The organism is Rubrivivax albus, from assembly GCF_004016515.1.
GTDB lineage: Bacteria > Pseudomonadota > Gammaproteobacteria > Burkholderiales > Burkholderiaceae_C > Rubrivivax > Rubrivivax albus.
On record NZ_SACT01000004.1, the window covers coordinates 31,360 to 45,314 of the forward strand.

Below are 13,955 nucleotides of genomic sequence, written 5' to 3' on the forward strand. Positions count from 1 at the left end.
TCAGTTCAATGCACCCGGCGGCAAACTGCCGCCATGGCCGGCGATCGACAGGCGGTGGTGGCGCATGCGCAGCCACAGGCTCTCGGCGCTGATGCCCAGCAGCTGTGCCGCCTGCATCGCGTTGCCCTGGGCACGGTTCATGGCCGCTTCCAGCAGGTGGCGCTCGGCCAGGTCGGTAGCTTCCTGCAGCAGTTCCGGCAGCGGCACGATGCCCACCTGCACCGCGAGCCGGTCCAGCGCGCCGGCGAGTTCGCCGATCTGCGGCGGCAGCGCGGCCAGCCGGCCGTCGATGCGGCGCAGGGTCAGCCCGATGCACTCCTGATCGCCCTCGGCCAGCAGGGCCGCCGACAGTTCCACATCCAGTTGGCGTCCGACGTGCACGCCGGCCACGGCCGGGCGCAGTTCGGCGATGCCACGGCTGCGCGCCTCGGCCAGCGCCGCCGCCACGCGGCCATCGGTGTCGCCCAGCAACGTCACCAGCGTCTGACCGACCGGGGTGGCGATGTCCGACGGCAGGCCGCCACTGTCGCGGCACAGCTGGGCGAACGCCGGGTTGTTCATCAGTACGCGGCCGGCCGAATCGGCGATGACGATGGCGTCGGGCGAACGCTCGACGAACTCGGTGAGCCGGTGGTCGGCCCCGCCGTCACCGAACGGGGACTCGGCGCTGCGCAGGCGCACCAGCAGCAGCATGGCGTCGTCGGCCCGGAACGGCGTGGCCGAGAGGTCGATCGCCACCGGTGCCGAGGCCGCGCCTCCGGTCGGTGAGACGAGGGCGCGAAGTTCGCCGGGCCGGCCGGTGGTGCGCGCGGCCACCAGGAGTTCGTCCACCGTCGCGCGCAGCGGCGCGGCGATGCCGTCGCTCACCAGGCGGCCGGTCATGTCGGCCGGCTGCGCGTCGAAGAGGGCGGCGGCGGCTCGGTTGGCCTCGACAATGCGCAGGTTGGCGGCATCCACCACCATCACGCCGTCGTGCGCCACCTGGAACAGCATGCGGTAGCGGCTCTCGGCCTGGCGCTGGCGCCAGTAATCCCGCTCCATCGACTGCTGGGCGTCGATGAACTGCTGCTGGATGGCCGACACCGCGCGCAGGTCGCGGCCGACGGCCAGCACCGGGCCGTTGCGCCCCAATCGCACGGCGGCGTAGGCCACCGGCACGTCCGCACCCCCGGACACGGGGTGGTTGACCTCGCGCCGTCGGCTGACACCGGCGGCCTGCACTTCCTGCAGCAGGGCCTCGATCTTCTGGCGCGTCTCGCCGGTGACGGTGTCGACCCAGGGCCGGCCCACCCAGTCTCCGGGCTGCGAGGTGATGGGCTCGGCGCCCAGGGCCACGTTGGTGATCACGCCGCCCGGGTCGATGACCAGGGCCACGTCGCTGGCCACCGAGACGAAGGTGGCCGCCAGTTGGGGCGCCAGCGCCGACAGGGCGCCGAGATCCACTGGATCCGGGGCCTGTTCAGTCATGGGGTGCACTCCACCCGCGCGCCAGGAACACGTCGTCACTCCGTCGGGTCGAGTCGGCGACCCTGGGCCGAGGTGTCGCGGCGTGTCGACACCTACCGGTGACGGTACCACGGAACCCAGAGGGTCCCGGGTGCGGCTGCCGCAGCCGCGGGTTCATTCTGCGCCCGTTCGCCGCGTGTCAACAAGACTTTCTTCGAGCGGTGTCAATCCGGACGAGCAGGTCGTCCGATCAACGCGCTGGTGCACATGTCAATTGACGATGTCGATGACAGTGTCTATTCTGCCTGACACAACGACCGTACAAGACGTCTGACAACCGTGCCCGCGAACCGGCCCCGACCGTCGAGCGCCGCGGCAACCGAGGAATTGCATGGACCCGACGGACCCGATCGAACGCATCCACGCAGCGCTGGAGGCCGCCGTGGCCGGGGTGGAGGGGGGCGGGTGCCCACCGCGCCTGGTCGCGGCCGTGCGCCACGCGGTGTTTCCCGGCGGCGCCCGGATCCGGCCCCAGTTGTGCCTGGCGGTGGCCGCCGCCCATGGTGACGACGACCCGGCCCTGACCGACGCGGCGGCGGTGGCGCTCGAGCTGCTGCACTGCGCGTCCCTGGTGCACGACGATCTGCCGTGTTTCGACGCGGCGGCCACGCGGCGCGGTCGGCCGTCGGTCCACCGCGCGCACGGCGAACGGCTGGCCGTGCTGGCCGGGGATGCGCTGATCGTGCTGGCCTTCCAGGCCCTGGCGCAGGCCCCTGCGCGCCATCCGGCGAGGCTGGCGCCGTTGCTGAGCACGATCGCCGGCGGCGTGGGCATGCCGCGCGGCATCGCCGCCGGCCAGGCCTGGGAGTGCGAGAGCCAGGTGCCGCTGCGCGAGTACCAGGCGGCCAAGACCGGCTCGCTGTTTGCTGCCGCCACGATGGCCGGCGCGATGGCCGCCGGCGGTGACGCCGGCGCCTGGCGTGAGCTCGGCGAGCGTCTGGGCGAGGCCTACCAGGTGGCCGACGACATCCGCGACGTGGCCGCCGACCCGGAGTGGCTGGGCAAGCCCATCGGGCGCGACCTGGCGCTGGGCCGCCCGAGCGTGGCGCGCGAGCGCGGGTTGGTGGGCGCATTGGGGCACTTCCAGCAGCTCGTCGAAACGGCCGCGGACGCCGTGCCGCCCTGCCGCGGTGCCTCGCGCCTGCGCGCGCTGGTGCACAGCGAAGCGGCCCGGCTGGTGCCGCCGGCGTGGAGCGCACGCGTGTGCCAGGGCCTGCCGGCGGCGGCATGAGCTTGAAGACGCCGCCGTGATGGCCAGCCCCCGAGCCAGGTTCGATCGTCGGGTGATGTCGCGCGCTGTGGGCATCGGGACTCCCCATGGCGCTTGAGGGCGGCCCGGCGATCGTCGACACGCTGTCCGCGTCGCCCACGCGCCGGCCGGACCGCGGCGCCAGTGCGTCCGGCTGGCTCCAGGTCTGGCGCGAGCGTTGGCGAGACTGGCGCAACCGGATGGTGGCCGATCCCGCGTTCCAGCGCCGGGCGGCCGCCTTCGGCCCGACCCGGCGTTTCGTGCGCCGGGACGCGGCAGCGCTGTTCGACCTGATGGCGGGCTTCGTCTATTCGCAGGTGCTGCTGTCCTGCGTGCGGTTGCGCCTGTTCGAACGCCTGGCAGACGGGCCATGCCCGGTGCCGCGGCTGGTGCAGGCAACAGGGCTGGACGAGGATGCACTTCGCCGCCTGCTGGCCGCGGCCGTGGCGGTGCAGTTGCTGGACTGGCGCCAGGGCGACCGCGTCGCCCTGGGGCGGCTGGGGGCGCCGTTGCCGGCGCAGCCGGGGCTGCTGGCGATGGTTGAGCACCATGCCACGCTCTACGCCGACCTCGCCGACCCATTGGCCCTGCTGCGCCGCGACCGACCAGCAGCGATGGCGGCCTACTGGCCCTACGCCGACCATGGCGCCGCCACCGCGCAGTTGGCCGCGACCGACGTGGCGGCCTATTCCGAACTGATGACGGCATCCCAGGCCCTGGTCACGCAGGAGGTGCTGGCCGCCTACGACCTTCGGGCCCATCGGGTGCTGCTGGACGTCGGAGGGGGCGAAGGCGCTTTCCTGGTGGCCGCGGCGCAGACGGCGCCGCAGCTGTCGGTGCGGCTCTTCGACCTGCCAGCCGTGGCGCAGCGAGCCCAGGCGCGTTTCGACGCCGCCGGACTCCAGGGCCGCAGCCGCACCCACGGTGGCGACTTCTTCAACGACCCGTTGCCCACCGGGGCCGACGTGGTGTCGCTGGTCCGCGTGGCCTTCGACCACCCGGACCACCGGGTGCTGCAGCTGCTGCGCAACGTGCGCCGGGCACTGCCGCCGGGCGGGTGCCTGCTGCTGGCCGAGCCGATGGCCGGCGAGCGCGGCGCCGAAGCGATGGGGGACGCCTACTTCGGCCTCTACCTGCTGGCCATGGGGCGAGGGCGCCCGCGCACGGCCGATGAACTGTCGGCCTTGATGCGCGAGGCCGGGTTCACCGATGTGCGACGCGTGCGCACCCGGATGCCGCTGCAGACCGGCCTGCTCGTGGCGCGATGACGCGCCCGGCGCGGCGCGCCGAGCCGGACGGGCACGATGTAAGCATCACTTGACAGTCAGATACGTCAGCGTATCCTGACAAACAGATGCCCCAAACCGATGCAGCCATGACCACCTCTCCCGGCAGCGTTCGCACCGCCCGTGCGGTCGTCCTCGAGCGGCCGGAGTCGCTCAGCGTCCGGGAGTTGGCGCTCGATCCGGTCGGCGAGCACGACCTGGTGATCGACATCGACTACAGCGGCATCAGCACCGGCACCGAGAAGCTGCTGTGGAACGGCCGCATGCCGGTGTTCCCGGGCATGGGCTACCCGCTGGTGCCGGGCTACGAATCGGTCGGGCGCGTGGTGGACGCCGGCGGTGGGGCGCAGCACCTGATCGGGCAGCGCGTCTTCGTGCCCGGTGCACGCTGCTATGGCGACGTGCGCGGTCTGTTCGGCGGTGCGTCGTCGCGCCTGGTGTCGGCCGAGTCACGCGTGGTCACGGTGGACGACGCCCTGGGCGAACGCGCCGTGCTGCTGGCCCTGGCCGCCACCGCCTACCACGCGGTGGCCGGCGGCGGTGAGCGCGCCGACATCGTGCCGCCGGACCTCATCGTCGGCCACGGCGTGCTGGGCCGCTTGCTGGCACGCATGACCGTGGTGGCGGGCTTCGCGCCGCCCACCGTGTGGGAGACCAACCCCGCGCGCCAGGGTGGCGCCACCGGCTACGCGGTGACCACGCCCGACGACGACCCGCGCCGCGACTACCGCGCCATCTTCGACTGCAGCGGCGACAGCGCCATCCTCGACACGCTGGTGGCGCGCCTGGCGCCCGGTGGCGAGGTCGTGCTGGCCGGCTTCTACACCGAGCCGCTGCACTTCAATTTCGCGCCCGCCTTCATGCGCGAGGCGCGCATCCGCTGCGCCGCGGAATGGAAGCGCCCGGACCTGCTGGCCGTGCGCGAACTGGCCGAGAACGGCCGCCTGTCGCTCGATGGCCTGGTGACCCACCACGCCTCACCCGGCGACGCCGACGCCGCCTACCGCACCGCGTTCGGCGATGCCGACTGCCTGAAGATGGTGCTCGACTGGAGAACGCTGCAGTGACACAAGCCACACCGGTCATCTTCATGCACCAGCGGCTGCGCGCCGAGGCCGCGGTCGAACCCGAGCCGCCGGTCACGTCGCCCGCGGCCAAGACCACGCAGATCATCGCCATCTACGGCAAGGGCGGCATCGGCAAGAGCTTCACGCTGGCCAACCTGAGCTACATGATGGCGCAGCAGGGCAAGAAGGTGCTGCTCATCGGCTGCGACCCGAAGAGCGACACCACCAGCCTGCTCTTCGGCGGCAAGGCCACGCCCACCATCATCGAGACCAGCAGCCGCAAGAAGCTGGCTGGCGAGCCGGTGGCCATCGGCGACGTGTGCTTCAAGCGCGACGGCGTCTACGCGATGGAACTCGGTGGCCCCGAGGTCGGCCGCGGCTGCGGCGGCCGCGGGATCATCCACGGCTTCGAGACGCTGGAGAAGCTGGGCTTCCACGACTGGGGCTTCGACTACGTGCTGCTCGACTTCCTGGGCGACGTGGTCTGCGGCGGCTTCGGCCTGCCGATCGCCCGCGACATGTGCCAGAAGGTCATCGTCGTCGCCAGCAACGACCTGCAGAGCCTCTACGTGGCCAACAACGTCTGCAGTGCGGTGGAGTACTTCCGCAAGCTCGGCGGCAACGTCGGCGTGGCCGGCATGGTCATCAACAAGGACGACGGCACCGGTGAGGCGCAGGCCTTCGCGGGCAGGGCGGGCATCCCGGTGCTGGCTGCCATCCCGGCGCACGAGGACATCCGCCGCAAGAGCGCCAGCTACGAGATCATCGGCAAGCCCGATGGTGAATGGGGCCCGCTGTTCGCCGAACTGGCGCAGAACGTCGCCGAGGCGCCGCCGGTGCGGCCCAAGCCGCAGACGCAGGACGAACTGCTCGGCCTGTTCAGCGCCGAGGTCACCGGCCGCGACTTCAAGATGGAGCCGGCCACGGTGTTCGACATGGTGGGCCGGCACGAGGCCATCCGCCCGTCGCTCGAAGTCGTCTACGACGACGCCTGAGGCACGGCCATCGCATGAGTTGCCACGCCGCATCCGAACAGGCCACCGCCCGCGCACAGGGCGGCGACGAGACGCTTCAGGCCACGCTGCAGCGCTACGGCACCGACTACCCCACCGGCCCGCACGACCAGCCGCAGAGCATGTGCCCGGCCTTCGGTTCGCTGCGCGTGGGCCTGCGCATGCGGCGAACGGCCACCATCCTCAGCGGCTCGGCCTGCTGCGTCTACGGCCTGACCTTCACCAGCCACTTCTACGGGGCCCGCCGCAGCGTGGGTTACGTGCCCTTCAACAGCGAGACGCTGGTCACCGGCAAGCTGTTCGAGGACATCCGCGACGCCGTGCACGCCCAGGCCGACCCGGCCGCGCTGGACGCCATCGTCGTCATCAACCTGTGCGTGCCCACCGCCAGCGGCGTGCCGCTGCGCCTGCTGCCGAAGTCCATCGACGGCGTGCGCATCATCGGCATCGACGTGCCCGGCTTCGGTGTGCCCACGCATGCCGAGGCCAAGGACGTGCTGACCGGGGCCATGCTGGCCTATGCGCGTGCCGAGGCCGAGGCCGGCCCGGTGACCGCACCGCGCGACGGCCGCAGCGAGCGGCCCACGGTGGCGCTGCTGGGCGAGATGTTCCCCGCCGACCCGGTGGGCATCGGCATGATGCTCGAGTCCATGGGCCTGGCTGCCGGGCCGGTGGTGCCCACGCGCGAGTGGCGCGAGTTGTATGCGGCGCTGGACAGCGTGGCCGCCGCCGCCATCCACCCCTTCTACACCGCCAGCGTGCGCGAGTTCCAGGCTGCCGGCCGGCCGGTGCTGGCCTCGGCCCCCGTGGGGCTGGAAGGCACCGAGGCCTGGCTGCAGGCCGTGGGCGAGGCCTGCGGCGTGCCGGCGGCACGCATCGGCGCGGCCAAGGACCAGTGGCTGCCGGCCATCCGCGGTGCGCTGGCGCGCATGCCGGTCAAGGGCCGCATCACCGTCAGCGGCTACGAGGGCTCCGAACTGCTGGTGGCGCGGCTGCTGATCGAAAGCGGGGCCGACGTGCCCTACGTGGGCACCGCCTGCCCGCGCACCCCCTGGTCGGCGCCCGACCTCGAATGGCTGCAGGCGCGCGGTGTGCAGGTGCAGTTCCGCGCCTCGCTGGAACAGGACCTGGCCGCGGTGAAGGCGCTGCAGCCGGATCTGGCCATCGGCACCACGCCGGTGGTGCAGGCCGCCAAGCAGATGCGCATCTCGGCGCTGTACTTCACCAACCTGATCTCCGCGCGGCCGCTGATGGGGCCGGCGGGTGCCGGGTCGCTGGCGCAGGTGGTCAATGCCGCCATGGCCAACAAGGCCCGCTTCGACGCCATGGCCGACTTCTTCGGCGACACCGGCCAGGGCGACCGTGCCGGTGTCTGGGCCGAGATGCCGATGGAGCGCCCCGAGTTCCGCGCCGAGACGCGGCGGCAGGTGATCAAGCTGCACAAGCGGCTTCAGGCGGAGCGCATGGTATGAGCGCCGCACGCCCGTTCCGAAGGCGCTCGAGCCCCCTTGGGGGGCCGGCCCGCAGGGCCTGGGGGGTTGCATGAGCTTCGTCCTCGACCACGACCGTGCCGGCGGCTACTGGGGCGCCGTCTACGTGTTCACCGCCATCAAGGGCCTGCAGGTCGTGATCGATGGCCCGGTGGGCTGCGAGAACCTGCCGGTGACCAGCGTGCTGCACTACACCGACGCGCTGCCGCCGCACGAGCTGCCCATCGTCGTCACCGGCCTGGCCGAGGAGCAGCTGGGCCGCGACGGCACCGAGGGCGCGATGAAGCGCGCACACGCGGCCCTGGACCCGGACCTGCCCAGCGTCGTCGTCACCGGCTCCATCGCCGAGATGATCGGCGGTGGCGTCACGCCCGAGGGCACGACGATCCAGCGCTTCCTGCCGCGCACCATCGACGAGGACCAGTGGCAGTGCGCCAACCGCGCCATGCTGTGGCTGTGGCAGGAACACGGCCTGCGCCACGTGCCGCCGCGCCCGACGCCGGCCGAGCGTGCGCCGGGCGTCAAGCCGCGCGTGAACCTCATCGGCCCGAGCTACGGCGTGTTCAACAGCCCGAGTGACGTGGCCGAGATCCGGCGCCTGGTCGAAGGCCTCGGCGCCGAGGTGAACATGGTGTTCCCGCTCGGCAGCCACCTGGCCGACGTGCAGAAACTGGCCGACGCGGACGCCAACATCTGCCTGTACCGCGAGTTCGGCAGCGCGCTGTGCGAGGCGCTGGAGCGGCCCTGGCTGCAGGCCCCCATCGGCCTGCACAGCACCACCAAGTTCCTGCGCAGCCTGGGCGAACTGCTGGGGCTCGACGCGGAGCCCTTCATCGAGCGCGAGAAGCACACCACCATCAAGCCGCTGTGGGACCTCTGGCGCTCGGTGACGCAGGACTTCTTCGCCACCGCCAGCTTTGCCGTCGTCGCCGGCGAGACCTACGCGCGCGGCCTGCGCCACTTCCTGGAAGACGAACTCGGCCTGCCCTGCCAGTTCGCCGTGTCGCGCCAGCCCGGCGCCAAGACCGACAACGCCGCGGTGCGCCGCATGGTGCGCGAGAAGCCGCCGCTGGTGATGTTCGGCAGCATCAACGAGCGCATGTACCTGGCCGAGGCGGGCAGCCGTGGGCCGATGCGCCCGGCCTTCATCCCGGCCAGTTTTCCCGGCGCCATCATCCGCCGCCACACCGGCACGCCCTTCATGGGCTACGCCGGCGCCACCTACGTGGTGCAGGAGCTGTGCAACGGCCTGTTCGACGCGCTGTTCCACATCCTGCCGCTGGGCACCGAGATGGATGCCGTGGCGCCGACGCCGGCCCGCCGCATCGCGGAACTGCCCTGGGACGCCGACGCGCGCGCCCGGCTCGACGCCGTCGTCGAGTCGCAGCCGGTGCTGGTGCGCATTTCGGCGGCCAAGCGGCTGCGCGACCAGGCCGAGGCGCAGGCGCGCACGGCCGGTGAGTCGCGCGTGACCGCTGCCCGTGTCGACGCCGCCTGCGACCTGACGGTCGCGGAGGTGCCGGCGTGAGCGGGCCGCACATGACGTCGTGGCGTGCCGCCACGGCTGCCCCCGCCGCGCGGGCTTCGCGCGCGGCTGGCCGCAAGGCCAAGCTGAAGGAGTTGTCCTATGGCTGAAAGAAAGGGCTCGATCTCGGGCCTCTCGGATGACGAGGCCCAGGAGTTCCACAAGTTCTACATCCAGGGCTTCGTGGGCTTCACGGCCATCGCCGTCGTGGCCCACATCCTGGTCTGGGCCTGGCGCCCATGGCTGTGAGCACCTGACCTGCTGAATCGACCACACCGAGGAGGGCTGACCATGGCCTCGACCCGAGCCGCACCGGTGCACGCGCCCAAGGGCGTGCGTGCCGACCTGCCGATCTACCTGCTGAGCTTCGTCGTGTTCCTGCTGATCGCCTTCGCCGGCGCGTTGCTGGGGCAACCGTGGCGCAGCTGGCTGCCCGGCGCCGAAGGCGTGAAGTCCCTGTTCGGCGGCGTCAATGCAGCGGTCTACACGTTCATGTCCAACATTCAATAGGAGCTGGGAACCATGTGGAGAATCTGGCGTTTGTTCGATCCCCTGCGCACGATGGTGGCGCAGGCGGTGTTCCTGTTCGGCATTGCGGTGATGATCCATCTCATCCTGCTGAGCACGAACAAGTTCAACTGGCTCGATGGCCCGAAGAAGGCCACCGTGGCATCGGCCCAGTCGCCGACGCCCACGGCGGTCGCTTCGCTGACCACGGGCAAGTAGCGCCTCACCGCGCCCTGGGCGGCAGTGGGTGTTCCGGGCTTCGGCCTGGCACCCCTGCAGCCGCCCCGGCCAGCGCCTGGAGGCCCTGCCTCCGCGCGCCGGCCCCCGACAAGAAATGGCCTGAGGCCGCAGGAGCATTGCCATGGCGATGTTGAGTTTCGAACGCAAGTACCGCGTGCGCGGCGGGACCCTGATCGGCGGGGACCTGTTCGACTTCTGGATGGGGCCGTTCTACGTCGGCTTCTTCGGCATCACGACGGCGTTCTTCGCCTTCGTCGGCATCGCACTGATCCTGTGGGGCGCGGCCAACGGGCCGACCTGGAACCTCTGGCAGATCAGCATCGCGCCGCCCGACCTGTCGTACGGCCTGGGCCTGGCACCGCTGCTCGAAGGCGGGCTGTGGCAGCTGATCACGGTCTGCGCCCTCGGGGCCTTCGTGTCCTGGGCGCTGCGCGAGGTGGAGATCTGCCGCAAGCTGGGCATGGGCTATCACGTGCCGGTGGCCTTCGGCTTCGCGATCTTCGCCTACTTCACGCTGGTGGTGATCCGCCCGGTGCTGATGGGCGCCTGGGGCCACGGCTTCCCGTACGGCATCTACAGCCACCTGGACTGGGTCAGCAACGTCGGCTACCAGTACCTGCACTTCCACTACAACCCGGCGCACATGCTGGCGATCAGCTTCTTCTTCACGACGGCGCTGGCGCTGTCGATGCACGGGGGCCTGATCCTGTCGATGACCAACCCGGCCAAGGGCGAGACGGTCAAGACGCCGGACCACGAGAACACCTTCTTCCGTGACGCCGTCGGCTACTCGATCGGCTCGCTGGGCATCCACCGCCTGGGCCTGTACCTGGCGCTGGCGGCCGTCTTCTTCAGCGCCGTGTGCATCGTCATCAGCGGCCCGTTCTGGACCCGCGGCTGGCCCGAGTGGTGGAGCTGGTGGCTGAACATGCCCATCTGGTCGCAGTGGCCCCTGGGTCGCTGACCGTCGGTGCAGCAGGAGACCGAGATGTTCAAAGACTTCGACTACCAGAACCTCTTCACCGCGGTGCAGCCGCACGGCCCTTCGCACATGGGCGTGCCGCTGCCGCCGAAGAACTCGCCGCGCAGCGGCAAGCCCGTGCACTGGCACCTGGCCGGGTGGCTGGGGGATGCGCAGATCGGGCCCATCTACCTCGGGCCGCTGGGCATCGCGTCGCTGTTCTTCGGCATCCTGTCGTTCAACATCATCGGCTTCAACATGCTGGCGCAGGTGAACTGGAACCCGGTGGAGTTCATCCGCCAGCTGTTCTGGCTGTCGCTGGACCCGCCGGGGCCGCAGTATGGGCTGTCGCTGCCACCGCTGAACGATGGTGGCTGGTGGCTGATGGCCGGCGGCTTCCTGACCACGTCCATCCTTCTGTGGTGGGCCCGCATGTACACCCGGGCCCGCGCCCTGGGGCTGGGCACGCACGTGGCCTGGGCCTTCGCGGCGGCGATCTGGCTGTTCCTGGTGCTGGGCTTCATCCGCCCGGTGCTGATGGGCAGCTGGGCCGAGGCCGTGCCCTTCGGCATCTTCCCCCACCTGGACTGGACGGCGGCCTTCTCGCTGCGCTACGGCAACCTCTTCTACAACCCGTTCCACGCGCTGTCGATCGCCTTCCTGTATGGCTCGGCCCTGCTGTTCGCGATGCACGGCGCCACCATCCTGGCCACCACCCGCTACGGCGCCGAGCGCGAGATCGAGCAGACGGTGGACCGCGGCACCGGCATGGAACGCGGCGCGCTGTTCTGGCGCTGGACGATGGGCTTCAACGCCACCGCCGAATCGATCCATCGCTGGGCCTGGTGGTTCGCGGTGCTGTGCCCGCTGACCGGCGGCATCGGCATCCTGCTGTCGGGCACGGTGGTCGACAACTGGTACCTGTGGTCGGTGCAGCACGGTGTGGTGCCGCCGCAGCCGCAGGTCTTCCCGGGGGTGATGGACCCGGCGCTGACGCAAGGGGTCAAGCCATGAGACGCGTGTTCACCGCCTTCGCAGCGCTGCTCGGTGCTGCCGTGCTGGCCGGTTGCGAGCGCCCACCGCCGGTGAGCGTGCAGCATGGCTACCGCGGCACCGGCATGGTCCAGGTCTACAACCCGCGCGCGCTGGAACAGCAGGTGCCGCTGAACCAGCCGCCGGCGGCCACACCTGCGCTGCCGGCGGCCGGGCCGGCCGCGAAGACGATCTACCAGAACGTCCAGGTGCTGGGCGACGTGGACATCGGCAACTTCACGCGGCTGATGACGTCGATGACGCAGTGGATCGCGCCCAACGAGGGCTGCGCCTACTGCCACAACCTGGAGAACCTGGCCGACGACGGCAAGTACACCAAGGTGGTGGCGCGCGCCATGCTGCGCATGACGCAGCAGATCAACGCCGACTGGAAGCCGCACGTCGCCGAGACCGGCGTGACCTGCTGGACGTGCCACCGCGGCCAGCACGTCCCGCAGCAGGTGTGGTTCACCACGCCGCCGCAGGACAAGCGTGCCGACTTCATCGGCAACCGCAACGGGCAGAACCTGGCCGATGCCGACGTGGGGCTGTCGTCGCTGCCGGGCGACCCGTTCGCGATGTACCTCTCGGCCCAGCCGAAGAAGATCGCCGTCGGTGCGCCGACGGCTCTGCCCACCGGCCACGTGGCGTCGATCCAGGCGACCGAGGACACCTATGCACTGATGATGCATATGTCCGGCGCCCTGGGTGTCAACTGCACCTACTGCCACAGCACGCGCAACTTCGCGGTCTGGAGCGAAAGCACCACGCAGCGCGTCACTGCGTGGCACGGCCTGCGCATGGTGGCCGACCTCAACGTGAACCACCTGGTGCCGCTGACCGACGTGTTCCCGGCCGAGCGCAAGGGCCCGCTGGGCGACGTGGCCAAGCTGTCGTGCGCCACCTGCCACCAGGGCGCCTACAAGCCGGTCTATGGCGCGCCGATGGCCAAGGACTTCCCCGAGCTCCAGCGCGTGGCGCCGCCAGCCGAGGCGGCGTCTGCGGCGATGAACACCGCCGAGCCGCTGCGGTTGTCGCAACGCTGAACTGGCGCGGCGCCACCACGAGGACCAGGGCGAACGGGGATGGGCAGCGTGCACGATCCCCGCGGACACCCGGGCGCCACCGCCGATGACGCTGCGGCGCCACAGGTGCTGCTGGCCCAGCCGCGCGGCTTCTGCGCCGGCGTGGTGCGGGCGGTCGAGATCGTCGAGCGTGCGCTCGAACTGCACGGCGCGCCGGTCTACGTGTTCCACGAGATCGTGCACAACGGCCACGTGGTGGCCGACCTCCGCGCGCGCGGTGCCGTCTTCGTCGACACGCTGGGCGAGGTGCCTTCAGGGGCGGTGACCGTGTTCAGCGCCCACGGCGTGGCGCTGGCCGTGGAGCGCGACGCCATGGCGCGCGGCCTGCGCGTAATCGACGCCACCTGCCCACTCGTGGGCAAGGTGCACCTGCAGGCGCAGCGCTACGTGCGGCAGGGGCACGCGCTGGTGGTCATCGGCCACGCCGGGCACGAGGAGGTGGTCGGCACGATGGGGCGGGTGGACGCGGAGGTCCACCTCGTCAGCCGCCCCGAGGACGTGGCGGCGCTGCGCTTCGTGTCCGGCCCCCCGGTGGCCTACGTGACCCAGACCACGCTGAGCGTGGACGACACGCGGGACATCATCCAGGCGCTGAAGGCGCGCTTCCCGCAGATCGTTGGGCCGGACCTGGACGACATCTGTTACGCCACCCAGAACCGCCAGAACGCCGTGCGCGCGCTGGCACGCCAGGTGGACCTGCTGCTGATCGTCGGGTCGGCCAACAGTTCGAACGCGCAGCGCCTGCGCGAAGTGGCCGAGCAGCAGGGGGTGGCGGCGTATCTCGTGCCCGACGAAACCGGTGTCGACCCGTCCTGGCTGGACGGCGTGCAGCAGGTCGGCGTGAGCGCCGGAGCGTCCACGCCGGAGGTGCTGGTGCAACGCGTGGCCCGGCGTTTGAGCGCCCTGGGCGCCGGCGATGTGCGCCAGCTGCCCGGCGTCGAGGAATCGGTGGCCTTTCGCCTGCCGCTGGCCGTGCTGCGGCCGGCGGCCTGAA

General features: G+C 71.1%; 14 protein-coding genes. 13 read left to right on the plus strand and 1 reads right to left on the minus strand.

The window, feature by feature from the left end:
• Positions 1 to 1,467 (minus strand): transcriptional regulator PpsR, encoded by a 1,467-nt coding sequence (ppsR, locus tag ENE75_RS13240; RefSeq protein ID WP_128198804.1) that lies wholly within the window; start codon positions 1,465 to 1,467, stop codon positions 1 to 3.
• Between the two features lie 370 nt (positions 1,468 to 1,837).
• Between ppsR and ENE75_RS13245 the strand changes: the two genes are divergently transcribed.
• The 13 genes from ENE75_RS13245 to ispH all read left to right on the plus strand — a co-directional run bounded on the left by ENE75_RS13245 (position 1,838) and on the right by ispH (position 13,954).
• The gene (locus tag ENE75_RS13245; protein ID WP_128198805.1) at positions 1,838 to 2,737 is read left to right on the plus strand and encodes a polyprenyl synthetase family protein; all 900 of its coding nucleotides are present in this window, start codon (positions 1,838 to 1,840) and stop codon (positions 2,735 to 2,737) included.
• Between the two features lie 86 nt (positions 2,738 to 2,823).
• Positions 2,824 to 4,023 carry a methyltransferase gene (locus tag ENE75_RS13250; RefSeq protein ID WP_128198806.1) on the plus strand — a complete coding sequence of 400 codons (1,200 nt, stop codon included), beginning with the start codon at positions 2,824 to 2,826 and terminating at the stop codon, positions 4,021 to 4,023.
• Positions 4,024 to 4,130: 107 nt separating this feature from the next.
• Positions 4,131 to 5,108 (plus strand): chlorophyll synthesis pathway protein BchC, encoded by a 978-nt coding sequence (gene bchC / locus ENE75_RS13255; RefSeq protein WP_128198807.1) that lies wholly within the window; start codon positions 4,131 to 4,133, stop codon positions 5,106 to 5,108.
• On the plus strand, positions 5,105 to 6,103 hold the full coding sequence (locus ENE75_RS13260) for a chlorophyllide a reductase iron protein subunit X (protein ID WP_199232297.1): 999 nt from the start codon (positions 5,105 to 5,107) through the stop codon (positions 6,101 to 6,103). Before bchC ends, ENE75_RS13260 begins: the two co-directional genes overlap by 4 nt.
• A gap of 14 nt (positions 6,104 to 6,117) precedes the next feature.
• A complete protein-coding gene (gene bchY, locus ENE75_RS13265) occupies positions 6,118 to 7,593 on the plus strand; it encodes a chlorophyllide a reductase subunit Y (protein ID WP_128198808.1) in 1,476 nt (491 codons plus the stop codon).
• A gap of 70 nt (positions 7,594 to 7,663) precedes the next feature.
• Positions 7,664 to 9,139, plus strand: a complete 1,476-nt coding sequence (bchZ, locus tag ENE75_RS13270) for a chlorophyllide a reductase subunit Z (RefSeq protein ID WP_128198809.1) — start codon at positions 7,664 to 7,666, stop codon at positions 9,137 to 9,139.
• 99 nt (positions 9,140 to 9,238) lie between these two features.
• On the plus strand, positions 9,239 to 9,385 hold the full coding sequence (gene pufB / locus ENE75_RS13275; RefSeq protein WP_128198810.1) for a light-harvesting antenna LH1, beta subunit: 147 nt from the start codon (positions 9,239 to 9,241) through the stop codon (positions 9,383 to 9,385).
• Between the two features lie 42 nt (positions 9,386 to 9,427).
• Positions 9,428 to 9,646: a hypothetical protein gene (locus ENE75_RS13280; RefSeq protein WP_128198811.1), complete on the plus strand. Its 219-nt coding sequence runs from the start codon at positions 9,428 to 9,430 to the stop codon at positions 9,644 to 9,646.
• A gap of 12 nt (positions 9,647 to 9,658) precedes the next feature.
• The gene (pufA, locus tag ENE75_RS13285) at positions 9,659 to 9,862 is read left to right on the plus strand and encodes a light-harvesting antenna LH1, alpha subunit (protein WP_128198812.1); all 204 of its coding nucleotides are present in this window, start codon (positions 9,659 to 9,661) and stop codon (positions 9,860 to 9,862) included.
• 142 nt (positions 9,863 to 10,004) lie between these two features.
• Positions 10,005 to 10,847, plus strand: a complete 843-nt coding sequence (gene pufL, locus ENE75_RS13290; RefSeq protein WP_128198813.1) for a photosynthetic reaction center subunit L — start codon at positions 10,005 to 10,007, stop codon at positions 10,845 to 10,847.
• A gap of 24 nt (positions 10,848 to 10,871) precedes the next feature.
• Positions 10,872 to 11,858: a photosynthetic reaction center subunit M gene (gene pufM / locus ENE75_RS13295; protein ID WP_128198814.1), complete on the plus strand. Its 987-nt coding sequence runs from the start codon at positions 10,872 to 10,874 to the stop codon at positions 11,856 to 11,858.
• Positions 11,855 to 12,922, plus strand: coding sequence for a photosynthetic reaction center cytochrome PufC (gene pufC / locus ENE75_RS13300; RefSeq protein WP_128198815.1), 1,068 nt, complete (start codon positions 11,855 to 11,857; stop codon positions 12,920 to 12,922). The genes pufM and pufC overlap by 4 nt, the downstream gene beginning before the upstream one ends.
• Before the next feature lie 48 nt (positions 12,923 to 12,970).
• Entirely contained in the window at positions 12,971 to 13,954 is a 984-nt protein-coding gene (gene ispH, locus ENE75_RS13305) for a 4-hydroxy-3-methylbut-2-enyl diphosphate reductase (RefSeq protein ID WP_233259064.1), read from the plus strand.
• Position 13,955 lies beyond the last annotated feature (1 nt).

Bases quoted from the DNA above. Each gene is read 5' to 3' on its own strand.
- ppsR (WP_128198804.1), bottom strand. From the start codon at position 1,467: ATGACTGAACAGGCCCCGGATCCAGTGGATCTCGGCGCCCTGTCGGCG.
- ENE75_RS13245 (WP_128198805.1), top strand. From the start codon at position 1,838: ATGGACCCGACGGACCCGATCGAACGCATCCACGCAGCGCTGGAGGCC.
- ENE75_RS13250 (WP_128198806.1), top strand. From the start codon at position 2,824: ATGGCGCTTGAGGGCGGCCCGGCGATCGTCGACACGCTGTCCGCGTCG.
- bchC (WP_128198807.1), top strand. From the start codon at position 4,131: ATGACCACCTCTCCCGGCAGCGTTCGCACCGCCCGTGCGGTCGTCCTC.
- bchY (WP_128198808.1), top strand. From the start codon at position 6,118: ATGAGTTGCCACGCCGCATCCGAACAGGCCACCGCCCGCGCACAGGGC.
- bchZ (WP_128198809.1), top strand. From the start codon at position 7,664: ATGAGCTTCGTCCTCGACCACGACCGTGCCGGCGGCTACTGGGGCGCC.
- pufB (WP_128198810.1), top strand. From the start codon at position 9,239: ATGGCTGAAAGAAAGGGCTCGATCTCGGGCCTCTCGGATGACGAGGCC.
- ENE75_RS13280 (WP_128198811.1), top strand. From the start codon at position 9,428: ATGGCCTCGACCCGAGCCGCACCGGTGCACGCGCCCAAGGGCGTGCGT.
- pufA (WP_128198812.1), top strand. From the start codon at position 9,659: ATGTGGAGAATCTGGCGTTTGTTCGATCCCCTGCGCACGATGGTGGCG.
- pufL (WP_128198813.1), top strand. From the start codon at position 10,005: ATGGCGATGTTGAGTTTCGAACGCAAGTACCGCGTGCGCGGCGGGACC.
- pufM (WP_128198814.1), top strand. From the start codon at position 10,872: ATGTTCAAAGACTTCGACTACCAGAACCTCTTCACCGCGGTGCAGCCG.
- pufC (WP_128198815.1), top strand. From the start codon at position 11,855: ATGAGACGCGTGTTCACCGCCTTCGCAGCGCTGCTCGGTGCTGCCGTG.